Source organism: Colwellia sp. MEBiC06753, assembly GCF_053470325.1.
Map to the genome: position 1 here is coordinate 279,427 of NZ_JBQMTM010000001.1, position 24,839 is coordinate 304,265.

At 40.4% G+C, this 24,839-nt stretch carries 19 protein-coding genes; 6 read left to right on the forward strand and 13 right to left on the reverse strand.

Translation table 11 applies throughout. The features are described 5' to 3' along the window. Positions 1 to 203: 203 nt before the first annotated feature. The gene (gene speE / locus ACOB82_RS01335; protein WP_448211101.1) at positions 204 to 1,067 is read right to left on the reverse strand and encodes a polyamine aminopropyltransferase; all 864 of its coding nucleotides are present in this window, start codon (positions 1,065 to 1,067) and stop codon (positions 204 to 206) included. Next, positions 1,057 to 2,019, reverse strand: coding sequence for an adenosylmethionine decarboxylase (locus ACOB82_RS01340; RefSeq protein WP_448211102.1), 963 nt, complete (start codon positions 2,017 to 2,019; stop codon positions 1,057 to 1,059). The genes speE and ACOB82_RS01340 overlap by 11 nt, the downstream gene beginning before the upstream one ends. Before the next feature lie 202 nt (positions 2,020 to 2,221). On the opposite strand from ACOB82_RS01340, the gene speB reads away from it, so the two are divergent. Continuing rightward, the gene (gene speB / locus ACOB82_RS01345) at positions 2,222 to 3,154 is read left to right on the forward strand and encodes an agmatinase (RefSeq protein ID WP_448211103.1); all 933 of its coding nucleotides are present in this window, start codon (positions 2,222 to 2,224) and stop codon (positions 3,152 to 3,154) included. Between the two features lie 33 nt (positions 3,155 to 3,187). Continuing rightward, positions 3,188 to 5,137 (forward strand): biosynthetic arginine decarboxylase, encoded by a 1,950-nt coding sequence (speA, locus tag ACOB82_RS01350; RefSeq protein WP_448211104.1) that lies wholly within the window; start codon positions 3,188 to 3,190, stop codon positions 5,135 to 5,137. 143 nt (positions 5,138 to 5,280) lie between these two features. Here the strand turns inward: speA and ltaE are convergent, their stop codons facing one another. After that, a complete protein-coding gene (gene ltaE, locus ACOB82_RS01355) occupies positions 5,281 to 6,288 on the reverse strand; it encodes a low-specificity L-threonine aldolase (protein WP_448211105.1) in 1,008 nt (335 codons plus the stop codon). Positions 6,289 to 6,512: 224 nt separating this feature from the next. Here ltaE and rimO point away from each other — a divergent pair, with 224 nt between their 5' ends. Further along, positions 6,513 to 8,027, forward strand: a complete 1,515-nt coding sequence (gene rimO, locus ACOB82_RS01360) for a 30S ribosomal protein S12 methylthiotransferase RimO (protein WP_448211106.1) — start codon at positions 6,513 to 6,515, stop codon at positions 8,025 to 8,027. Between the two features lie 962 nt (positions 8,028 to 8,989). On the opposite strand, the gene ACOB82_RS01365 is transcribed toward rimO, so the two are convergent. From ACOB82_RS01365 to ACOB82_RS01400, 8 genes are all read right to left on the reverse strand, one after another. Next, positions 8,990 to 10,771 carry a GGDEF domain-containing protein gene (locus ACOB82_RS01365; protein WP_448211107.1) on the reverse strand — a complete coding sequence of 594 codons (1,782 nt, stop codon included), beginning with the start codon at positions 10,769 to 10,771 and terminating at the stop codon, positions 8,990 to 8,992. 48 nt (positions 10,772 to 10,819) lie between these two features. Beyond that, positions 10,820 to 11,050, reverse strand: a complete 231-nt coding sequence (locus ACOB82_RS01370) for a hypothetical protein (protein ID WP_448211108.1) — start codon at positions 11,048 to 11,050, stop codon at positions 10,820 to 10,822. A 21-nt stretch (positions 11,051 to 11,071) separates the two neighbouring features. Next, on the reverse strand, positions 11,072 to 11,878 hold the full coding sequence (locus ACOB82_RS01375; protein WP_448211109.1) for an SAM-dependent methyltransferase: 807 nt from the start codon (positions 11,876 to 11,878) through the stop codon (positions 11,072 to 11,074). Between the two features lie 80 nt (positions 11,879 to 11,958). After that, positions 11,959 to 12,552, reverse strand: coding sequence for a GNAT family N-acetyltransferase (locus tag ACOB82_RS01380; RefSeq protein WP_448211110.1), 594 nt, complete (start codon positions 12,550 to 12,552; stop codon positions 11,959 to 11,961). Further along, positions 12,536 to 13,855 carry a pepsin-like aspartic protease gene (locus ACOB82_RS01385; RefSeq protein ID WP_448211111.1) on the reverse strand — a complete coding sequence of 440 codons (1,320 nt, stop codon included), beginning with the start codon at positions 13,853 to 13,855 and terminating at the stop codon, positions 12,536 to 12,538. The genes ACOB82_RS01380 and ACOB82_RS01385 overlap by 17 nt, the downstream gene beginning before the upstream one ends. Positions 13,856 to 13,960: 105 nt before the next feature. Beyond that, entirely contained in the window at positions 13,961 to 14,788 is an 828-nt protein-coding gene (locus ACOB82_RS01390) for a substrate-binding domain-containing protein (protein ID WP_448211112.1), read from the reverse strand. A gap of 654 nt (positions 14,789 to 15,442) precedes the next feature. Then, positions 15,443 to 15,667, reverse strand: coding sequence for a GIY-YIG nuclease family protein (locus ACOB82_RS01395; protein ID WP_448211113.1), 225 nt, complete (start codon positions 15,665 to 15,667; stop codon positions 15,443 to 15,445). A gap of 496 nt (positions 15,668 to 16,163) precedes the next feature. Beyond that, positions 16,164 to 18,008 (reverse strand): M2 family metallopeptidase, encoded by a 1,845-nt coding sequence (locus ACOB82_RS01400; protein WP_448211114.1) that lies wholly within the window; start codon positions 18,006 to 18,008, stop codon positions 16,164 to 16,166. Positions 18,009 to 19,073: 1,065 nt separating this feature from the next. On the opposite strand from ACOB82_RS01400, the gene ACOB82_RS01405 reads away from it, so the two are divergent. From ACOB82_RS01405 to ACOB82_RS01415, 3 genes are all read left to right on the forward strand, one after another. Next, positions 19,074 to 19,694: a TetR/AcrR family transcriptional regulator gene (locus ACOB82_RS01405; protein WP_448211115.1), complete on the forward strand. Its 621-nt coding sequence runs from the start codon at positions 19,074 to 19,076 to the stop codon at positions 19,692 to 19,694. Between the two features lie 156 nt (positions 19,695 to 19,850). Beyond that, positions 19,851 to 20,861, forward strand: coding sequence for a beta-N-acetylhexosaminidase (gene nagZ / locus ACOB82_RS01410; protein WP_448211116.1), 1,011 nt, complete (start codon positions 19,851 to 19,853; stop codon positions 20,859 to 20,861). Between the two features lies 1 nt (position 20,862). Beyond that, complete coding sequence (locus ACOB82_RS01415; RefSeq protein ID WP_448211117.1) at positions 20,863 to 22,296, forward strand: SLC13 family permease; 1,434 nt, start codon at positions 20,863 to 20,865, stop codon at positions 22,294 to 22,296. Positions 22,297 to 22,453: 157 nt separating this feature from the next. On the opposite strand, the gene dsbB is transcribed toward ACOB82_RS01415, so the two are convergent. Further along, on the reverse strand, positions 22,454 to 22,972 hold the full coding sequence (gene dsbB / locus ACOB82_RS01420; protein ID WP_448211118.1) for a disulfide bond formation protein DsbB: 519 nt from the start codon (positions 22,970 to 22,972) through the stop codon (positions 22,454 to 22,456). A gap of 111 nt (positions 22,973 to 23,083) precedes the next feature. Next, a complete protein-coding gene (gene nhaB, locus ACOB82_RS01425) occupies positions 23,084 to 24,676 on the reverse strand; it encodes a sodium/proton antiporter NhaB (RefSeq protein WP_448211119.1) in 1,593 nt (530 codons plus the stop codon). Positions 24,677 to 24,839: the final 163 nt, after the last annotated feature.

Sequence of the window (24,839 nt, forward strand, 5' to 3'; positions counted from 1 at the left end):
TTTGCTGGCGCAATCACCAGTGTGAACTTAGTGTGAATCCAGTGTAATTCCTGTGTGATGATTAGTGTGGAAAGTTGTGTGTCGTTATTTATAAAGCGATGATGAAATAGAAAGCGATGATGAAAAATCGCTTTCATCATCTTTTTAACTGTTGTTAATAACTAGCAAGTTTGGATATTGCCTTATTAGCCTGTAATAAGAAGTTAATCATCGTTATTAATTAAGCCAGACAAGCCCTTTTTGGCAAAGTTTGGTAAGGCAAATGCCGCTGTGTGGAGCTTGGCATTGTAATAGTCAAAGTCCAAAGCGCTTTGTGTGACGCGATCTGCATTAAAATCGTTAACTGGGTGATATTGCTTGGAAGCAAAGGTAAAGCTCCATAAACCGCCTGGATAGGTCAGATTTGAAAAGCTATATAAATAGGTTTTGGGGAATACCTTATTTAATACTGTTAGCAGTGACTGTTGAATTTCTAAGGCATACCAAGAAGACTCGCCTTGAGAAACAACAATGCCGTCGTCGGTTAAGCAATTGAAGACATCTTGATAAAAAGCTTCGCCGAATAATGGTTGAGCAGGGCCAATAGGATCTGTACTGTCGACAATAATTACATCAAACTTCTGCTGGCTTTGTTTCACAAATTCAACGCCGTCACTAATAATTAAGTTAATGCGTGGATCTGACAATGCACTGGCGGTTTGTGGAATGTGGGCTTTACAGGCATCAACCACCATGGCATCAATTTCCACCATGGTACATTGTTCAACTGAACTATGGCGGATCACTTCGCGGGCTGTACCACCATCGCCGCCGCCAATAACGAGTACGTTTTGCGGTTTTGGATGCACAAAAAGTGGTACATGTGTAATCATGTCATGGTAAGCAAACTCATCGCGCTCAGTCACCATAATCAAACCGTCATTGAGTAGCATTTTGCCATGACCTTTAGTTTCGACCACATCTACTGATTGAAATTCACTTTGGCCAGAGAACAGCACTTTTTCAACTTTAAACTTAATGCCAAGAAAATCTTGGAATTTTTCTTCTACCCAAAGGTTAGAGTGCATGGTTTTCTCCTGAAATATCGAGCGGGATTGATGAAACAAACGTTGTTTGCGGCAAAATATAATTAGCAAAATTAACTAGATAGCCATTAGTTAACGTGTCACTAACTAATGATTTACTGACATAAGTTGCAGGTATATATGTCTGTAACTGCTGGCTGAAATTAGCCTGATTAAAGTTGATTAAATCAAACGATTTAGGTTGTAAAATATGCAATATTTTCGGGGCCAGTTTCACTAAATTTAAGTTTGATTCAAAAGAGATATAACTACTATTAGCTTGTGGCGTGACATGAATGGTTAAATATTCTTTGCCTTTAATCGCGTTAAGCGAGTAGCCATAGGGCTCAAAGACAAAGTCATCAAGGGTAAAACCCGGCAACATCTGATCAATGCATAAAAACGCTCGAATTTGTTCGGCAGTTAAATTGGGCTGGGTTAAATGCCGTGATGCTTGTTCACTAATTTGATAGGCCAAGAGTTCAAAGGTTTTATCGTTGGTGTCGGCAACAACGCCATTGTCTAAATGAAATACATAATTGTGATGGCTATCTAATTCGCCAAAACGAAACGCCTTACCTTTGATGTGGCTGGCAAGTAACTTTATATCGTCGCCAAAACAACTGGGCTGGGCCTGAGCGAAATATTCGTTTTTGCGCTGATAAGTTAATTGGGTAATCACATTTTTACCATGGCTGGTAATAAAAAAATCAATCGCATTAACTAAGTGTGTTTGACCACAGGTTAATATCAATAACTTATCGCGCCAAACAAATAAGCTAGATTCCGACAGTAAAAATGCTTTGCAGTGGTCATTTTCAATGCTGGATAAGATTTGTGCATGGCAACGTTCAACCATAGCTGCCCAAAACGTATGATCAATATCGGTAAGTAAATTAAGTTGGTTAGTATCTACTAAAATCTCAGCTTTTTTTTCTGAGCCTTCAAAAAACAATAGTCTGCCCTCAATACTTGGTGCTATACGGTCAGCAAATTTATATCACAAAGCGCAACGCGCCCGAATATTTGCTTATGGGTTAAGCTGATATACAGCCTCGTATAATAGAACATTATTTAAGACAAAAAATACTATACTTTGGTTAAATTTTTTGCATAATTGCGCAAAATTATTTCCGCGATTATTTTGGAATTGTAGATTGAATAAAATCAAAGTGCTAAACACGCCATTATCGGTTGTTGAAACACCATTCGAAGGTGCTATTGAGTGCCAAGAATTGTTAAGCGATGCTACCCATATTATAGGTTTTGAATTTGATGGCACCGCATGTTTTCGTAAAGGCACCAAGCATGGGCCAAATGCGTTACGTGCGGTTTCTGACGGTATTGAAACGTATTCTCCATACTTAGATGATGACCTAGAAAATCATACCTTTGTTGATTTGGGAAATTTGCCGATTGATTTAGCGATAAATCACGACACAGATCCTACGTATATTGAAGAACAATACCTAGCGGCTAATCAGCTGTTTGACCAAGTATTTGCTGATATTTCCTTGGTTAACGACAAGGTTAAAATTATGACCTTAGGTGGTGAGCATTCAATTTCCTATGCACCAATTAAGCGTTATTTAGCTGAATATCCTGATATGGTATTGATCCATTTAGATGCTCATGCCGATTTACGAGATGGCTATTTAGGTTATCATTATTCGCACGCTTCAATTATTCATCGTGTGGTAGAGCACTTTACTGAACAGCATTTATTAATTCAGTATGGTATTCGTTCTGGTACTCAGGAAGAATATCAATGGATGAAAACTCACAACAGCTTAAAGCCAAGCCGTGCGGAGTTTTTAAGTGCTATTGAGCAAATTGCCGATGATAGACCAATTTACTTAACGCTGGATTTAGACTACTTTGATCCAAGTTTTTTCCCTGGTACAGGCACACCTGAGCCGGGTGGCGAAGATTTTCATTCGTTCGTTAGCTTGTGTAAAATCTTAAAACGCAAAAATTTTGTCGGTTGTGACGTGGTAGAGTTGTCACCCGAAATTGACAGTACTGGTAATAGTGACGTATTTGCCGCCAAAGTGGTGCGCGAACTGTTACTTTGTTTAGGTAAATCATAGTCAACTTGGTTGACTTAAATAGAGAGTAACACCTTGAGCCGCGATAATTTGGAACTTACAAACAAAACAGAGCAAAGTGCTACCGAATGGTCGGTAGCAGAAGCAGAAAAAACTTACCGTGTAAAACGTTGGGGTAACGGCTATTTCGCGATTGGCGAAACAGGCGATATTGAAGTATCACCACGATATGACCAGCCAAATCTGAAAATTAATTTAAAAGAAGTGGTTGATGAAATTGCCTCAGAAGGTATTGAGTTTCCAGCCGTTGTACGTTTTCACGATATTTTGCGTTCTCAGGTTGAACGCTTAAACCGCATTTTTAGAAGCACCATTGAAGAAGCGCAATATGAAGGGCGTTATTTAGGGGTATTTCCGGTTAAAGTAAACCAAATGCGTGAAGTTATCGAAGAAATTGTCGATGCGGGTTCACGTTTTAATTACGGGTTAGAAGCAGGCTCTAAGCCTGAGCTTATTGCCGCGCTTGCTTATAATACCAACAAAAACTCATTAACTATTTTAAATGGTTATAAAGACGAAGAATATTTACGCCTGGCCTTACTAGGCTTAAAAATTAATCGCAAAGTAGTGATTGTTATTGAAAAGTTCAGTGAGCTGATCAAGCTAATTGCCTTGTCAAAAGAGTTGGATATTCAACCGATAATTGGCCTTCGGGTTAAAATGATGGTGAAAGGCCGTGGCAAATGGGAAAGTTCAAGTGGTGAGCGAGCTAAATTTGGCTTAAGCATTGCTGAAATTTTAAATGCCGTACACTTGCTAGAAAAAGAAGGCATGACGGATTGCATCAAACTGTTGCATTTCCATATTGGCAGCCAATTAACCGATATTCGCTCGGTTAAAGAAGCGGTACAAGAAGCATCACTCATATACTCGCGCCTTGTAAAAATGGGCGTGCCATTAGAATATGTTGATGTTGGTGGTGGCTTAGCGATTGATTATGACGGCTCACAATCAACGAATGATTCATCATGTAACTACAGCCTTGAAGAATACATTGCCGATATCGTTTATGGCTTTAAACAAAACTGTGATTTAGAAGAGGTAAATCATCCGCATTTAGTCAGTGAAAGTGGCCGAGCCATGACTGCGCATCACTCTTGTGTGATCACCAAAGTTATCGGTGAAATTCATCCAAGTGGCGTTAAATACAATACGCGAAAAGCAACCGGTGAACATATTATTGTCACCAATATTCGCGAAATTGAAGACACGTTAACACCAGAGAATTATCAAGAAGCCTACAATGATATTGCCTTGCTTAAAGAACAAGCGATGCAAGCATTTAAGTTGGGTATTTTGTCATTGGAAGAAATGGCAAAAATCGAAGTGATTTACTGGCGTATTCTCGACAGCATTGACAAGTTGATTCACAACTTAGAGTTTATTCCAGAGGAATTACGTGAAATTCCTGAAATGTTGTCGTCGCAATACTTAGCAAACTTCTCAGTGTTTCAGTCGGCTGCTGATTCTTGGGCAATTGATCAAGTACTGCCAATTGTGCCAATTTCACGATTAGATGAGCAGCCAACCAAGCTTTGTAGCTTAGTGGATATTACCTGTGATAGTGACGGCAAAATCGATAAGTTTATTGGTGAAGAAACCGTTGCCACTAATATTCCAATGCACCAATTAAAACCAAAAGAAGATTACTACATTGGTATTTTCTTAACTGGTGCATACCAAGATGTAATGGGCGATATGCATAACCTTTTTGGCCGATTAAACGAAGTGCATATTGTTAGCTATGATGAAGATCCAAAAGACTTCTACATCGAGGAAGTTGTAAAAGGTACATCAGTAAAAGGCGTACTTTCAACCATGCAATATACGCCAGAAATTATGGCGCAAGTGGTGAAAAAAGAGATCGATCGCCAAATTCAGCGAGGAAAAATCAAACCGCGTGAAGGTGTGCACTGGATTGATTTTTATGAAGAATGCTTGGAAGGGTATACTTACTTGAAATAGCATTCTCTTTAAAATATTAAAAAGCACCTGTTCTAGGTGCTTTTTTCTTTCACTAAAATTAATGTGAGGTTAATTTTTTAGTGTTGAACCCTCTAGTCGCTGCGCCAATAAAAGGTAACCTAATAATCGCGACTATTAACGAATTATACTAAATCTTTAATTGCTTCAATAAACTTGTCAATATCGGTTTTAGCGATATCTAAATGGGTGACTAAACGTAGGTAGTAACTCGGCGTAATTAATATGCCTCGCTGTTTTAGCGCATCAGCCAACGCATTAATATCAATGCGCTCACTTACTTTGGCAAATACCATATTGGTGATAACGCTATTTAGTTCTATATCAAAGCCTTCTAGTTTATTTAGCTCATTTGCTAAGTATTTCGCATTGTCATGGTCGGTAGCGAGTTTGTCGACATTATCGGTTAACGCAATTTTAGCCGCAGCCGCTAAAATACCTGCCTGTCGCATGCCGCCACCAACCACTTTGCGCCAGCGTCTTGCCTGTTTGATTAGCTCTTTAGACCCGAGCAATAATGAGCCAATTGGCGCGCCTAAGCCTTTTGACAAACAAATCGTCATTGAATCAAAGTGTTTGGCAATCTCGGTAATATCAACATTTAATGCGGTTGCCGCGTTATAAACACGGGCGCCATCTAAATGCAGCTGTAACTGGTGCTCAAGTGAAAATGCGCGCAGCTTTGCTAAATATTCAAGCGGCAGCACTTTGCCGTTGATGGTATTTTCAATGCTGATTAATGTGGTTTTGGCAAAATGAAAATCATCAGGTTTAATTGCACGCTTTAACTTGTCGAGCGACAAGCTGCCATCTTTTTCATTTTCAATGGGTTGTGGTTGTATTGAGCCAAGTACCGCGGCGCCACCACCTTCAAACTTGTAATTGTGTGCGTGTTGACCACAAAGGTATTCATCGCCGCGCTGACAATGACTGAGCAGCGCCAGTAAATTCGCTTGGGTACCCGAGCTACAAAATAACGCGGCTTCAAAGCGATGACGATCTGCTGACCATGACTCTAGCTCGTTAACACTTGGATCATCACCATAAACATCATCACCAACAACGGCGTTAGCAATTGCCTCGCGCATTTTTGCACAGGGCTTAGTCACAGTATCGGAGCGAAAATCAATCATCGGCTGGCCTATCTTGGTTTTATTAGGATTGGGTTTAGCGCGATGCTAGCGAATATTAATGGATAGTTAAAGTGAAAACTGTATAGCGGGCACTTAATCTACGTACTCGATTACGTTAGAGCAATCATAGTTTAAGTAATGAATGTTCTGATGAACTCCATTTAGTTTTCTTGTATAATCCGCGCACTAAAATTTTAGGTAATTTCATCAGGTACAGGTCTGTTATGACAGTTGAAACGTTCGATCCACAAAACCCGAATCAAAAAAGCCAATCGGCAGATGCAGGGCATGATATTGCCAAGCAAACTACCACTATGGAAACGCCAAACAAAGTGATTGCCGAACAGGCGAGTGCGGTTGACCATAGCCAAACCAAAGGTTCGCGTATAGGATTCGTATCTCTGGGCTGCCCAAAAAACTTGGTGGATTCTGAGCGTATTTTAACTCAGCTGCGCACTGAAGGTTATGACGTAGTGCCAAGTTATGACGATGCTGATATGGTGATTGTTAACACCTGTGGTTTTATCGACTCTGCGGTGCAGGAATCGCTTGATACGATTGGTGAAGCACTCGCGGAAAACGGTAAAGTGTTAGTGACCGGTTGCTTGGGCGCGAAAAAAGATGAAATTATCGAACTGCACCCGAACGTACTTGGTGTCACTGGCCCACATGCTTATGATGAAGTATTAACCCAAGTTCATCAGCACCTAGCAAAACCAACACACAACCCATTTACTGATTTAGTGCCGGATCACGGCGTTAAGCTGACGCCGAAGCACTTTGCCTATTTAAAAATATCGGAAGGGTGTAACCACCGTTGCACGTTCTGCATTATTCCGTCTATGCGTGGCGATTTAGACTCGCGTCCCATTGGTGATGTGCTTGGTGAAGCCAAACGTTTAGCCGCTGCTGGTGTTAAAGAAGTGCTGGTAATTTCGCAAGATACCTCGGCTTATGGTGTTGATGTTAAACACAAAACCGATTTTTGGGATGGCATGCCAGTGAAAACTCACATGAAGCAATTATGTGAGCAACTGGCCAAGCTTGGTATTTGGGTGCGCCTACATTATGTTTACCCGTATCCGCATGTGGATGACATTATTCCACTGATGGCGCAAGGGCAGATTCTGCCGTATTTAGACATTCCGTTTCAGCATGCAAACAAACGCATCTTGAAATTAATGAAGCGTCCGGGGAGCTCTGAACGCGTATTAGAGCGCATTAACAAATGGCGTGAAATTTGTCCTGAATTAGTGATTCGTTCAACCTTTATTGTTGGTTTTCCAGGGGAAACGGAAGCAGAGTTTGAAGAGTTATTAGATTTTTTACGTGAAGCCAAATTAGATCGCGTAGGCTGTTTTAAATACTCGCCGGTTGAAGGCGCAACAGCGAACGATTTACCCGATCATGTGCCTGATGAGGTAATGGAAGACCGCTTGCAACGCTTTATGGAAGTGCAAGCTGAAATAAGCGCGCAAAAGCTCCAAGACAGAATTGGTCAGGAATACTTAGTATTGATTGATGAAGTAAACAGTGAAGGTGCTGTCGGTCGTTCATATATGGATGCCCCAGAAGTTGACGGTAAAGTGTATTTAACTGACGAGTTTGATGTGCAGCCAGGCGATATGATTTGGGCGCAAATTATTCATGCTGACGAACATGATGTTTGGGGCGTAAAAGTCGATGATGACGAGGACATTGAAAGCGCGGAAGGCACTGAAAGCGCTGATGCCGAATAGTTGTTATTTAGTGAAATATTGGATCTAAATTAACAATGATGATCACTATCGTCATTCTGGTCGTTTGTTTGTCATTCCGGTGAAAACCGGAATCTTCTAACTACTCAAGCCGTCATTCCGGTGAAAGCCGGAATCTATAGACTGTTTAATGAATGAGATCCTGTCTTTCTACAGGATGACGATATCAGCGAGGCATTGCTCACTTCTCGGGATGACAAATTGGCGAGGCGACAGCCCTAAAACCTCATTCGCGCCATTCCGGTCGCTTGTCCGTCATTCCGGTGAAAACCGGAATCTATAGACTGTTTAATGAATGAGATCCTGTCTTTCTACAGGATGACGATATCAGCGAGGCATTGCTCACTTCTCGGGATGACAAATTGGCGAGCCGACAGCCCTAAAACCTCACTCCCGTCATTCTGGTTGTTTGTCCGTCATTCCGGTGAAAACCGGAATCTCTGGCTGTTTATTGAATGAGATCCTGTCTTTCGACAGGATGACGATATCAGCGAGGCATTGCTCACTTCTCGGGATGACAAATTGGCGAGGCGACAGCCCTACAACCTCAACCCCGTTATTCCGTTCGTTTGTCCGTCATTCCGCTGAAAGCCGGAATCTTCTGACTACTCAGCCGTCATTCCGTTGTAAAACGGAATCTTCTGACTGTTTATTGAAGAGACCCTGTCTTTCGACAGGATGACGATATCAGCGAGGCATTGCTCACTTCTACAGGATGACGATACTAAAACCTCATTCTCGTCATTCGGGTCGCTTGTTTGTCATTCTGGTGAAAACCGGAATCTACCGGCTATTTAATGATTGAGTTCCCGTATTTCTACGGGATGACGATACTAAAATCTATTCCCGTCATTCCGGTGAAAACCGGAATCTTCTGACTGTTTATTGAAGAGACCCTGTCTTTCGACAGGGTGACAAATTGATAGGGTTACGATACTAAAGCACTACAGCGTATTATCATAAATCGTAAACTGATTACGGCCACCGTCTTTTGCTTGATACAGCGCTTTATCGGCATCGGCAATAAGCGCACCTACATCATAGCCTGAAAGTTTAGTGGTGGTGATACCAAAGCTAGCGGTGATCTGGAATTTATGACCACTTTCTTTGGTATCAATTTGCTGTAAGGTGCTGATACATTTTTCACTAACATAAGTGGCGGCTTGTATATCGCAACTTGGCAGCATAATCACAAATTCTTCACCGCCTAAACGGGCAAAAATATCATGATCGCGAATACAGCTTTTTATCGCTTTGGCCGTGGCAATTAATGCCCAATCGCCAGCGCCATGACCATAGCTATCATTAATCTTCTTAAACTTATCTAAGTCTAAAATTATGCAAGTCACGGTTTGGCCCGATTTTTCTGCAAGGCTTACTGTATCTTCCGCTAAGGTCATAAAATGGCCGCGGTTATAAACCTTAGTTAAAAAGTCGTATTCTGCTAGTGTTTTTAAGCGTTTTTGCGTGCGCCATGAACGGTAACCAAAAAAGCTTAATAACGCGATAATCGCTAAAAATAACGCAGCAACTAATCGCGTATTTTCAGCTTCGGTTTTTACTAAATTTTGCTCCGTATTTAATAAGCGGTTTTGGTTGTTTAGCAACTCATTTTCTTTGTTTAATAGCGCAATTTCGGATTTTTGTTGAGCGGTTTTATGCTGAGCCAATTGAAATGCCACATTTTTCGCTGAAACGTCATTGAGGTAAGCTTTATCCGCTTCGGCATATTGAATATAAAACTTTAAGGCATTTTTAAAGTCATCACGATCAAACGCCAGTTGATATTTTATTTTATAGGCTTCTACCGTTTGTTTAGTGCTGTTGTAGGTAATATTGGCAATAGCAAGGTCGGCATATTGTTCACTTTTAACTTTATTGCCTAACTGAAAATAGGCATTAGCCAAAATATTATATGCTTCAATTATTGCTAATGAAAAACGGGTAGCTTTAATTGCTTCAATATGTGGCATTATTGTGAAAATAGCTTGTTGTAAATTGCCTTGTGTTAAATGTTCTTTAGCAAGGTATGTACGCACAACACTTACCGCTACTGGCCAATTAGCGTTTTCACATAGTTTTAGTGCTTGCTCTATTTGATAGGTTTCGAACGCTGGTGAGTTTATTAGATTCTGATTGGCTTCAATTTTTTGCTGTGAAAAATGACACTGTTCTTTCAAGTTTAATGTGTCTCTATCTAAGCTATCTAAATGTTTTAGTGCTAAATCAAATTGTTGTAATTGATTAAAGAAAACAATGACGACAAACTTGGCTAATTTAATTTGCTGTTGAATTTCTTTATCGTTTATCGAACTTAGTGCATCGGTTAGTTTTAATGTGTCTTCTATATACTGAAAGCCTGTTGCCCAATCTTTTTTGGCAATGGTTAGATTGATTAATCCATACTGCGCTCTTAGGCGTGTTGCTTTATCACTACTATTAGTCAATGCAAAGTTTAGTAACTTTTCTGGTTGCTGATAATCGCCAGTCATAAACGAGTTATATGCTTTTAATAGCGAAAACTGGCTTTGTTGCTCAAGCGTAAGCTTATCTGATATAGCTTCAAGTTCGGTTAGCAACTCACTAAATTTTTGAGGATCTTGTTGGCGATGTTTTTCGGCATCTGCAAGCAATTGTTCAATGGAAGGGCGAACAGTATTCGCTAACGAGTAGCTAGTGCAAAAAAACAATAAAAGGATAAATATCGTAGCGATAAAACTTTTCATAAATAGTTGGCGCCTGAAATTTTCAGGCGCTTATCTTAATTAGAGGTATTAAAAGTTAACCACATGAGACAGTGTATTTTCTGTCTCTTGCTGCTCTTTATTTTCATCTGATTGTTCATCGTTATTGTCATCATCTTCAGCTGGAACAACTATGAAACATTTAATTTCTGGAAACTCAGATGCTTGAAGTTCAGTGGTTAAATGCTCTAATTCTTCAGTGCTTAATGATGCTGAGGCATCGCTACCTAATGTTTCAAGCATTTTGATTAACTGAGTCATAAAATTCTCCTAATTATTATTTTATATAAGGGTTAATTTAGGTGTTGTGCGTTTTTTATCTAAGGTATTGAGCAAGGCTCTTAGTTTTGTGTTTTCAACCAACTTAGTTGCTGGCTGAATCACTAAGGTTGTTTCCATTTTTAAGTTGGCTTTGGCTAAATCTCTTAATTTTACTTGTTCTTTTCTTACTTGCTGAATGGGTAATACTTTAGCTTCATATAAAATAACTTCATGGTCAGCAGGGTAGTGTTCAAGTAATAATTCAACCAATAATTGCTTGTATTCAACGTCAGTCGACATTTTGCTCAACGTTTGATCACCAGCAATGCCGACTTGCCATAATATAAGGTGGGCGGCAGTATCAATTTGGCGCTTAAAAAACATAAATTGACTGGCTTCGTAATGAATGCAGCCGGTTTTTCCCGGATCTATGGTTAAATCAGCATATAAACAATCTTCGGCTGAAATTCCCGCTTCCATATGTGCGCTGTAGCCTGCTTGGTGTAAATAATTAATCGCTTTGTGTGCGACACAAGCAAATACACCGGGGTGGCCATAAAATGCCGCAGTAACTTTTTTACCCGTTTCAACTTCTTGGGTAATTGCCGTTACCATTTCTTGATAGGTAATGTGGCGAGATTTACCCTCTTGATAATATTGTTGAAGGCTTTCCGAATTTGGATTCATTGCGGCGACCCAACTTTCAACAATGCCGTTAGACATTAAGATAAATACTTTATCTGCCTGTTCAATGTGGCTTCTACTGATGGGACAAATATGGGCGCCGAGTGTCATACCAACGCCTACGCAAACCAAACTACCTGACATTATTACGAATTATTTTTGTAACTATTGGGTTAAAAGATACCAAGTTATTCATTTGATTGATACAAAAAATAGCAATGATATTAAAGCAACAATGTTTTTTGCCAATGGCATGAATTGAAAGATATTTTTATTGTGGCGGAATCAATATTTGATGAAAGAAAGTTAAAGCCTAATTTAGTAACAAAGCGTTTGGTGGCGAGGTTTTTTTGATCGAATTCAGCGATGATTTTTTTTATGTTTAACGAGGTAAAGGCAAATTCCATTAATGCGCCCATGGCTTCTTCTGGCAACAATTTTCCTTGTGCGGTTCTAGATAACATAATGCCAATTTCAAGCGTAGCATCGTCTGTGCAATTAGCCGAAACAAAAAGCACTTGAATACCAATTATTGCGTTAGTTTGTTTTGATAAAATAGCCCAGGTTCTAAAGTTGTTGTTAGTTTTAATATTGGCTTTTAAAGCAAGGTTAAACTTTTTAATCGCTGCGTGTTCCGAAATGGCGCCACCGCTATATTTCATTATTTTTTCATTGGTATGCAGCGCGATAAAAAAATCCTTATCGTTAGCGTTTAACAATCGGCAATATAATCTCTCGGTTTCAAAAGTAAAAGTTACTGCTTTTGGTAAATGAGTCTCTGGCAATTTGGCATCCGTTAATTTATCGGCGTTTGGCAAACTTTATTACTCCTGTATCGCTAACACTACGATCAAATATCGTGTAGTAGTTGGTAATAAGCGGTAAACCAATTAGCGTTTGATTTGGCCAGTTTGGCAGTTGGCTTAATAGTTTAAAACAGGCTTTGCCTTTTGTTGGCGTATTTATTTGCCAATAACATTCAGGCGGGCAAACTAATGTAACCTTTTCTTGATTTTCACCAGTGAAAGTAAAGCGAATAGCTGGCCAATCTGTAAGCTTAAGCTTTTCTGCATCAATACCAATATATTGCTGTTTAATATCACTAAATGGCGCGAGCAATTGGTTAAAACTAGCTTGCACGGCGCTTAGTTGGTTAATCACCTGATTGTACATATCGTGGGTTAACATGGTGAGGCTAGCACCAGTATCGACAATAGCGTTGGTAAAATAAGCGTGAACATTTTTTTCCGCAAGCGGCTCGGCAGCAATCGGTGGGTTATTGCCCACTTGTACCGACAGCAGTTCGACATTGTAATAAACATCGTGCAGCACTTTGATGGTGTGAAAATCGCCTTGGTAAAGTTCGGTTTGCTCTTCACCACCGCCAAGGATAAGTTTGCCCTGATTAAGTGGATCTTGTTTTAAAGTTTCCAATTGTTCACGGCTAGCGTTAGCGATATTGATGTTTTCGTCCGCAACATGAATACTTGAGCGCTTGGCGTAAAAACTAAAACGATCTTCAACGATATGTTGATTGGCTATTTGGGTAAATAGCGGTTTTAAGTCGTGCTCTGGGTGTTGCCATAAAAACGATTTAAAAGTGCGTAAATCAACAAAGTTAGGTGGCTCAGTCGGCGTTGGCTGGTCATTGCTAATATTAAATGGCCAGGGGTAGCTTTTATTTTGCTTAGCGGTATTTGCGCCTACGTTTGAATCAGCGCTTTGAAAATAGTTGCTTAAATCAAAACTTTTATTTAGATGATGATAAGCCATCCCTAAAATGCCATCGGCAAAGCCAAAGGTATCAGATTTCTCAGCTTCTACAATTGCGAATGATGCATCGGCTAACTTGGTGGCGTCGTTATGATCTAAAAAATGCAGTTGGCTGTGAATTACTGCGCCTGCCCAGCCGCCAATACCATAATTGACTTCCTGTACTACTGGCGTGGCGACCAAGGCTTTATCACTTTCTGGCTGGTAACTTTTCGGTTCAATGACCAAGGTACTGCTACCGGTATCAATAATTAAGTTAACTGGCGCTTGTTCACTACCAATATAAAGTGTGGCGGTGTAATCGCCTTTGGCATAAACATTGGTGAGGGCGAGGGTAATGCTGTTCATGTAAGTGAATGTATCGCTGCTGATTATTGTTTTTATTGTTAGTGCCGATAATACACGGTAAGCGTTAGTGAATAAATTATTGTTATTAAAAACTGGCGGTTAAGGCTAAGGTAAGGGCACAAAGTTGTATTGACTTAACAGCTGTTGGCCTTGGTCACTTAATAAAAACTCAATATAGCGTTTGGCAGCTAAGCTCGCCGTTGGCGTGATCAAAAAGTTTAACGGGCGTTTAAACGGGTATAGCGGGTTTATTTTGTTTCTAATTAGCGGTGGCTGTTCATCTAACGCAAGTAGCTTAATATTATGAACAGGCTGGTTTTGCTCAAAAACCGTATATGCTCCTAACGATTCAAATGCTAAGGCGTTTTTATGTCGAATAATATTAGCGACTGCCTGATTAACTTGATCAAACGTGTTAACGGTATGAGAGCCGTAAAGCTGATTTTCGCCTACTTGTTTAAATATGAGCTGGCTACCATCAGCAGAGGCAGACATTACATCGAGCTGAAAAAATTCAAGAAAGCTGGCAAGTGTACCGTGTTGCGGGGCTTTACTATAAAGCTCAAGACTAGTTAACGCCGAGCGTTGAGTATACAAATTAACCACTTGTTGTTTAGTTAACTGCGACATCTGGTTAGATGACTCAGTTAAAAATACGATTAAATCCTGAGCGACGGTAAATTGCCTAAGCTGTGGCCATTTTTGCACTTCTTGTGGGGTTAAATAGCGAGAAATAATACCAATGTCGGACACCCCTTCGCCAATGGCAACAACGCCTTTTTGTGAGCCGATGGGTCTAAGTAAAATATTAATTCTGGTCTGTTGGTAAAATGCTGCTTGTGTGACTTCTACTAACTTGGCTACTGAGGTTGAGCCTACAATAAATAAGCTAGCGAGCTCCGGGCTTGTTTGTTGAGCATTTGCTTTTGGCATAACCATTGGCATAACTAAAAGTAGTGAAAAAAGGTAGCACTTTAAGCGCCATGCGTGACACATAATGATCGACCTCCTTAACTAAGTTGCCTAGCGTACCTTATTTAAATTTAATCGAGCTAAGACCTAATCAAACTTAACCTCAAATTTCTATTAACTATAGACAATTATCATGAAGTTAAGATGAAATTGCGTATTGCGGCTGAGGTAATTTAGTGTGCCTTTTACCGTCGTCATCCCGTCGAAAGACGGGATCTTGTGTATTCATTGGTTAGGAGATTCCGGTTTTCACCGGAATGACGATTGTAGGGCGATAGTGTTATTGCCTCATCGAACCTGCTAATTCGTCATCCCGTCGAAGGACGGGATCTTTTTTATTCATTGGTAAGGAGATTCCGGTTTTCACCGGCATGACGGCATGGGTTTATATCGTTGTCATCGCGTCGAACGAGTAAATTCGTCATCCTGCCGAACGTGCTAATTCGTCATCCCGTCGAAGGACGGGATCTTGTGTATTCATTAGTTAGGAGATTCCGGTTTTCACCGGAATGACGATAACTACGGTTTTCAGTGGAATGACGATAACTTATGCTAGATAAGTTCAAAATAAAGGTCTTGCCAGTTTGGGTTTAACTTATTAATCAATTGTTCTTTCTATGCTCGACGCCAGTTTTTCAGGCGTTTTTCTCTGACAATAGCCGTTTCCATATCTTCATATTGTTCAAAATAAACCAGCTTAATTAGGTTGTACTTTTTAGTAAAACCGTCAACTAGCTTTTCTTTATGCTGATAAACCCGTTGGGGTAAATTGCTAGTAACGCCGATGTATAACACAGTGTTATTGCTATTGGTCATTATGTAGATACAAGGTAGCTTCATCGATGAAATCCGTTTCATTTATGGTAGGTATTATTTTAGCTAAGTTAATTTAGTTTGCTTTTTAATGTCGTCATGCTCTTAAGGGACGCAGCGTAGCTTTTGCGTCGTCATCCCGTCGAAGGACGGGATCCAATATGTGAAATGGTTAGGAGATTCCGGATTACGCCGGAATGACGGAAGTAGGGTTAAAGCATCGTCATCCCGTTGAAAGGCGGGATCTTATTTGTGAAATGCTTAGGAGATTCCGGTTTTCACCGGAATGACGGTATGGGATTTTAATTTTTTCATCCCGTTGAAAGAGGCGGAGCATAAGCATTGTCATCCCGTTGAACGTGCTAATTCGTCATCCCGTCGAACCTGCTAGTGCGTCATCCCGTTGAAAGACGGGATCTTGTATGTGCAATGGAGACTAATGACTGGTCATAAAAAATGCCAGCATTTGCGCTGGCATTTTAAAATGGTTAACTAGGTTACTTAATTAACGGTTTACAAGGAATTAAAAACCACAAGTGCGATCTTTATTCTTGTCTTTTAACCAAGTATGTAATGGCGCAAAGTAATCTAATATTGCGGTTGCATCCATTTGTTCGTTGCCAGTTACTACTTTATAAGCTTGTTGCCAAGGCTGGCTTGAACCCATTTCAAGCATTTCATTTAACTTTTCACCCGCTGCTTTATTGTTGTAAATAGAGCAGCGATGAATGGCTTCGGTATTACCGGCAATTTCACATAGCGCGCGGTGAAATTCAAATTGCTGAATATGCGCTAAGAAATAACGGCTGTATGGTGTGTTGGCAGGTACATGATATTTTGCACCCGGATCAAAGGCATCAGCAGGGCGTTCAACCGGCGCGGATACACCTTGGTATTTCTCACGTAATTCCCACCAAGCAGTGTTGTAGTTTTCTGGGGTAACTTCACCAGAAAATACTTTCCAGCGCCATTGGTCAACCAATAAACCAAATGGAATAAATGCCACTTTATCTAGTGCCATTTTCATTAATAAACCGATATCTTTTGATTCATCTGGCACTTGATCAATTAAGCCAATTTCTTTTAGGTATTTTGGCGTAACAGAAAGGGCAATGGTGTCGCCAATTGCTTCATGAAAACCGTCGTTTGCCGCTTCTTGGAAGTAAATCGGCTGGTTTTTATACGCGCGTTGGTAGAAGTTATGGCCTAATTCATGGTGAATGGTTGAGAACTCTTCGCCAGTTTTTTGGATACACATTTTAATGCGAATATCGTCAGCGCCATCTAAGCTCCATGCTGAAGCATGACACATAACGTCGCGATCCGCAGGTTTAGTGAATAATGAGCGCGTCCAGAACGTTTCTGGTAATGGCTCAAAACCTAGCGAGGTAAAGAAATGCTCAGCGCCTTTAACCATTTTGATTTCATCGTAATCGTGTTTGGCTAATTGCTCAGTAACGTCATAACCTGGATCGGCATTTTCTGGCGCCACTAAATCATAAATGTTGCCCCATTGTTGCGCCCACATATTACCAAGTAAGTGCGCAGGAATTGGTCCATCTTGCGGTACTTTATCGGTGCCGTAATGTTCGCCTAACTCGGCACGAACATAACAGTGTAAGTCATCATAAAGCGGTTTAACTTGACCCCAAAGACGGTCAAGTTCTTTGGCAAAGTCATCCGCTGGCATATCATATTTCGAACGCCACATAGCGCCTAAATCTTTGTAACCTAAGCCTTGTGCGCCTTCGTTACCAAGTTCTGCTTGTCTTTCGTATAAAGGCTTCATAGCTGGGCTTACTGTGCGCCAGCCTTGCCATAAGTCGAGTAATTCGTCGTAATCGCGTGAAGTTGCCATTTTGGCTGACATCGCGACGAGGCTTAAGGTTTCACCATTTTTAGTCGTGTAAGTACCTTTACCATAGATGCTGCCCATGTCGGCACCCAATTTAGCAAGTTCCGCTGATTTTGCTTCATCTTGTGGTGCTGGAATAACTAACGCTTGTTTTAAAATGTTTAGCTTGCGACGCTGCTCAGGGGTTACCTCAACGTTATCAAACTTTGCTGCTGCCATGGCAAAACGAACGCCGGCTTCGGTTGAACGTTGGCCGGCGTCGGCAGAAAGCACTGCTGTGTCGTCAGTAATAAAGTTTTGATAAATCCACTCGGCGCGCGCGCCTTCGATATTTAGCGCTTTGATTTCTTTAGCGGTATCGGCTAGAAATTGCTCGGCATCTTGAGCGGTAAGTGCTTTGGCGGCGGTTGTCGTAGCGGTTGGTGTTTGGGTAGTTGCTGTTGTTTCTTGATTACAAGCGGCGATAGACAAGGTCAATGCCGCTAGTGTAGTTAGTTTAAATAGCTGTTTCATGTCGTTATTTATTGTTGTTAATGAAATGTTGAAGCCAACAGTATAAAGCAGTGACTTTTTTTTTAAAGCAGTGAGTTTTTAAAGTAGTAGATATGTAAAAAGTTTTTAAAGTGCTAGAAAGAGTTCGGCCGCACAGCATGACAGCTGTACGGCCGGATTTTCATGAAACAAGGAAGTATTGTACAACACTCAACAATAGACTTAATTTAAGGCTGCTTTGCCAAGCAATTAAAGTGTAGACCTATATTTGTTTTTTAGCTGTGTTTTTTTGTATATATTTTTATCTATTTAAAAACTAAGGATAAAAAAATGCCCAATCGGGGGGATTGGGCAAAAAAACAATAAGGGAGTATAACAAAGTTACTTAACAAGCTTCTACCTTGGAAAGTGCTTGTAGTTTAGCTAGCTCCCGTGTTTTTTACTGTGGTAAAAATGTCAAAATTTGTACAGTTTAATTGATGTTCTGAATAGTGGCTTAAGTAAAGGTTTACGGTGAGTATTGAGATAAAAAAAAGCCCAATCAAGGCGATTGGGCAAAATCATTAAAGGGAGTATAACAAAGTCACTTAACAAGCTTCTACCTTGGAAAGTTGAGATAATTATATCGAGCGCTTAAGTCAGTATCTGTAGGTTTATTGTTGGCTTTATGTGATTAATTGTAATTACTAAGTTGCTATTGCCGTGGTTAACCTTTCGGTAAAACGTTGTTAAAAAATCAGACAAAAAGCAGCAGATAAAAAAAGACTCAGTGCCGATTGACAGATCAGGTCGCTGAGTCAGGGAGAAATGTGCTTTATACTGACTTTGAATACTGAAATTGATTTAAGTTCCCTGAAAGCCAAAAAAGAAATAAAAAGAACTAAAAATATTAAACTTCTCGTAGATAAAGTTCGTGAATCAAGTCTAATGGTGGATAAACTTTGAACAAGTTGAAATAATTCAGCTGTTTTATATTTTAAAGCTAGCCAATTGATTTGACCTTTGATTGTGTAGTACGTTATTTTAAACGCTCGTTTAAACTAGACGTTTAAATCATTTGGGTTTTCAGTTGTAGATGTATGGACTATGAGTACGAAAAATAAAATATTGGATGCGGCTGAAGAGCTTTTTGCAGTAAAGGGATTTAATGGCACTTCGTTGCGCGAAATTACCAGTCAGGCAGAAGTTAACTTAGCGGCGGTTAATTATCATTTTGGCTCTAAGAAAGAATTGATTAAAGCGGTAATGTCTCGCTATATGAATGAGCTTGCGCCTAAATTAGAAAGATCGCTAATTGATGTAATGAATGACAGCGAGTTGAATTTACATAAAGTATTTTCAGCATTTGTGCAGCCGTTAATTTCTTTAAACCAGTTTCGCGAAAATGGTACCAGTACTTTTTTACAACTTTTAGGCCGAGGATATACCGACAGCCAAGGCTTTCTACGTTGGTTTTTAACCACCCAATATCCTAATGTTATTGCTTACTTTGTTGATGCAGTACAAAAGGCTTACCCTGAATTAAAACCTGACGATATGTTTTGGCGTTTACATTTCACTATGGGGACTATTGTCTTTACTATGTCTTCTAGTGACGCCTTGCTTGATATTGCCAAAAGCGACTTTGGCCAAGACTTGGAAATAGAAGATTTAATTGAACAGGTTATTCCTTATATTGCTGCAGGCGTTGCCGCACCACTTAATTAAACACTTTTTGTAAAAATTTTATCTGAAAACTTTTATCTAAAAACTTTAGTTATAAAGCGATATTTAATATGGTTAAATATCGCTTTTTTAATGCTCGTCATTAATCTCGTAACAACCAATAAAGCAGCACCATAATAAATAATAAAAAGGGATACGATGGGACCAATAATGATGGATGTCATGGGGACATCTCTAACCGCCGAAGATAAAGAAATTTTAGCTCACCCGTTAGTTGGCGGTTTTATTTTATTTACTCGCAACTATGAATCTCCAGCACAAATAGCCGAGTTAACTCAGCAAATTCGCCAACATGCCCACAGCGATATATTAATCGCAGTTGATCACGAGGGCGGGCGAGTTCAACGTTTTAGATCGCAATTCTCCGCATTGCCTGCTATGGGGAAATTATGGCAGCAGGCGCAGCAAGACCTAGAAAAAGCCAAGCAACTGGCTAATTATGCTGGTCAATTGATGGCACTTGAAGTGATGTCGGTAGGTATTGATATTAGCTTTGCGCCCGTGCTTGATATTAATGGCGTTAGCGAAGTTATTGGCGATCGCGCGTTTCATCAAGACCCTGCAATGGTTGAAGTATTGGCGCAAGCGTTTGTAAAGGGCATGCACACGGTTGGCATGAAATGTACGGCCAAACACTTTCCAGGTCATGGCAGTGTTAAAGAAGACTCGCACATAGCGATGCCGGTTGACCGACGGGCACAAGCGGAAATAGTTGGCGTTGATATGGCACCATTTACTGCATTGATAGGGGCGAATGTAATAAACGCTGTGATGCCTGCTCATGTAATTTATCCTGCTCTTGACGATAAGTCGGTTGGCTTTTCACCATTTTGGTTGCAGCAGGTGTTACGTCAGCAACTTAATTTTGATGGCGTTATCTTTAGTGATGATTTATCAATGGCTGGTGCTGCCTCGATTGGTGGTTATGTTGAACGCAGTGAAGCAGCTCAGCAAGCCGGTTGCGATATGTTGTTACTTTGTAATAATCGCGATGCCGTGGTGGAAGTGATTGATCATGCCAACATTCAAATATTGCCAGATAGCCAGCGACGATTAGCGACTATGTTGTCAAAAACCGCAGTGAGTTATCAGCAGTTGCCAGAGCTCGCTCAGTGGCAGGCAGCCAGAACGGCATTAGGACTGAGTTAACATGAAAAACACGTTACCTACAGCGGGGTTGCTTGAACAGTTAAATAGTAAGTATGTTTATTTAGGATTAGGGCTAGCATTATCGTTACTAATGTACGCAGGGTTAACTTATGCCGGTTTGAATTATTTACCGTCAGTAGCCGCGGCCATTACTGTGTTAACCGTTGTTTGGTGGGTTACCGAAGCATTACCGATTCCTGCAACTTCTTTAGTGCCCTTTGCTTTGTTGCCTTTGTTTGGCGTGATTGATCATCAACAAGCGGCATCAGCACTCGGCAGCCACGTTATTTTATTACTAATGGGTGCATTTATTTTATCTAAAGCGCTAGAGCGAAGTGGTGTGCATGAACGCTTAGCGATGGGCATGATTAATATTGTTGGCACCTCTAGTGGTAAACGATTGGTGTTTGCCTTTATGTTTGCCTCAGCCATGCTCAGTATGTGGATTTCAAACACGGCAACCACCTTAATTATGCTGCCCATTGCCTTAGCCATTATTCATAAACTTAATAATAAAGTATTAGCATGTGCACTGATATTAGGCATTGCTTATTCTGCTAGCTTAGGCGGTGTTGCTACGCCTATTGGTACACCACCGAATGTTATCTTTATGGCGGTATATCAAGAGTATGTTGGCAAAGAAATGGGCTTTATCAGCTGGATGAAAATTGGTGTGCCAATTGTCGTCATTTCCTTGCCGTTTATGGCTTTATGGTTAACGCGCAATGTTAAAACGTCTCTTGATATTACTTTGCCAGAGCAAGCGCCGTGGCGGGTTGCTGAAAAGCGGGTGTTAATTGTTTTTGGACTTACCGCGTTAGCTTGGATCACGCGTCAAGAGCCATTTGGCGGTTGGACCGGGCTGCTAGGGTTAAAAGGCGTTGGTGATAGCACTGTGGCTTTAGCGGCTGTGGTACTGATGTTTATTGTTCCAAATGGCGAAGTAGATGAAAGTACAGGTAAGAAATTGCGCTTGCTTGACTGGCCAACGGCTAATTTAATTCCTTGGGGAATGTTATTGTTGTTTGCTGGTGGTATCGCCATTGCTAAAGGGTTTGTGGCCTCAGGTTTAAGTGAGTTGCTTGGTCAATGGCTATCTTCTTTGTCAGCTATTCCGGTGCTTGCTATGGTGCTAGTTATTGGATTAGTGGTGACCTATTTAACCGAGATCACCAGTAATACGGCAACCGCTACATTATTACTGCCTATTTTAGCGGTGGCAGCTGTGTCAATTGATCAAGATCCGTTAGTGTTTATGGTACCAGCTACTATTTGCGCTAGTTGCGCATTTATGTTGCCAGTGGCAACCGCACCTAATGCCATTGCTTATGGCACCGAGCAAATCGAAATCAAGCAAATGGTTAAGGAAGGTTTTATTTTAAGCTTACTGACGGTTGCCGTTACAACATGTGTAACTTATGTAGTTTTGCTTTAGGAACTGACAGAGTACTAACTAGAAATGATAGAAATGCGGTAGTTTAAATCTTTTTAACTACCGCATTTTTTACTATTGTCTGTTTTAATTATTATTTGCTTTTATTGTTGCCTATTTTAATAACGTATATTTAAATAGCGCACACTGGACGAAGGAACTATAAGTTTTTAGCCACGGTAATTCGTGCAGTTAAAATAGCAGAAAAAATAGCCGTGTAAACGCTATAAACCACAATCATCCATTGCGGCATGCTATATCCTAAAAATTGCCAACTAATTTCACCACAATCGCCCGTCGCTTCAAATAGCCCTGGAATCCACTCATGCAGTGGTGCCCAAGTTGGGAAGTTTGGCGTGTAATCGCAGGTGAAAAACAATGACAAGGAAGCTGACTGCATTTCCACATGCTCAAGGGCAATTAGTAGCCCCCAAATCGCACCTGTGCCCCACAAGCCATAACCGATTATTCTGACCAGCAATTGTTGCGGTGCAAAATAGCCAATTAGCCCTGCAAAAAATATCGCCCATATGGCTACGCGTTGATAAATGCACATGATACATGGAGCTAACCCCATGCCGTATTGAAAATACAGGGCGGTAATTTCAAGTAACAATGCGGTTAATGCTAGTAAGCCCCAAGCTTTTTTTTGTGTTGCTAAGTTGCTTAAAAAATTCACAATATTCCCTTTATTATTGGTTTGTCAGCATTATTGCTGAATACGGTGCGAAAAAAAACATAAAAAAAGCGCCAATTTGTAAGGCGCTTTTTCAGAAATTGCGGTTAGCGATTAATGTCCGCTAGGGGCGGCATCATTGCCTTCAACCACTTTATGGTGATGGATTAAGCCAGCTTCATAATACTTATCTGTTTGTGTTTGTAAGAAGCCGCTTGAAATCATTAATAAACCAACTAGCGTCAATACGATAGTGTAAGGTAATGCCATAATAACCATGCGACCATATGACAAGCGAATTAACGGTGCTAAAGCAGAAGTTAATAAGAATAAGAATGCTGCTTGACCATTTGGTGTAGCGACACTAGGTAAGTTGGTGCCGGTGTTAATGGCAACAGCTAACATATCAAATTGGTCTCGGGTAATGTGGCCCGCTAATAACGCTTTTTTCACCTCAGTAATATATACCGTACCAACAAACACGTTATCTGAAACCATTGATAAGAAGCCATTAGCTAAATAGAACATAACTAATTGCATATTACCTTCAAACGTTAATACCCACTCGATAACTGGGGTAAATAGTTGCTGATCAATAATCACGGCAACTACGGCAAAGAATACCGCAAGTAATGCTGTAAATGGCAACGCCTCTTCAAAGGCATGACCAATTTGGTGCTCTTCATTAACACCAGTAAATACGGTTGCAAAGATAATCACGGTTAGACCAATTAAGCCTACGGCAGCTAAATGAAGGGCTAAAGCAATAATCAACCAAATACCAACAACACCTTGCATCACTAACTTAATGTTGTCGCGCTTAGTACGCTTAGCTGATTCAGCTCGGTCAAAGTCAGTTAAAATTGTGCGTACACTTTCTGGTAGGTGGGCACCATAGCCAAACCATTTGAGCTTTTCCATTAAGAAACAAGTTAATAAACCGGCAATTAATACTGGGAATGTTACTGGTGACATGCGAATAGCAAATTCTAAAAACTCCCAGTTCGCTTGTTGGCCAATAATTAAGTTTTGCGGCTCACCAACAATGGTACAAACACCACCTAGTGCTGTACCTACACCCGCATGCATTAATAAGTTACGCAAGTAAGCACGGAAGCTGTCTAAATCGCCGCGCGAGACTTCGGTCATTTCATTATCAGAAGTATGGTCGTGGTCGTGACTGATATCTTTGCCCGATGCCACTTTGTGGTATACCGAATAGAAACCTACGGCAACGCTGATAATTACTGCAATAACCGTTAACGCGTCTAAGAATGCAGAAAGGAAAGCACTGGCAAAACAAAACATTAATGAAACGGTAGTTTTTGAGCGCACATTAGTGATTATTTTGGTGAATAAGAATAACAGTAAGTTTTTCATGAAGTAGATGCCGGCGACCATAAAGATCAGTAGTAGCAACACTTCGATATTAACTACGATTTCATGCATTACCTGCTCGGGCGAGGTCATGCCAATAAACACTGCCTCTATGGCTAGTAAACCACCCGGTTGCAATGGATAACATTTTAGTGCCATTGCTAAGGTAAAGATAAACTCTAATATTAATGCCCAACCAGCAACGTAAGGGCTGACATAGAAAAAGAGTATCGGGTTGATAACTAGAAACGCGATAATGGCGTATTTATACCACTCTGGCGAATTCCCTAAAAAATTTTTAAAGAAAGCATCGAAAAAAGATTGCTGCATAACTTACCTATTTATAATTGTAGTTCTATATGAATTCGTCGCTGCAGAGCGATTCTCTCACAATGTGATTTTGAATATATCACATAAATTTGTTAGTTATTAATAGGCTAAATAATTTTTTTTACCCGCGGTGTTAACTAAAAGTTAATAGCTTGTTGGGATT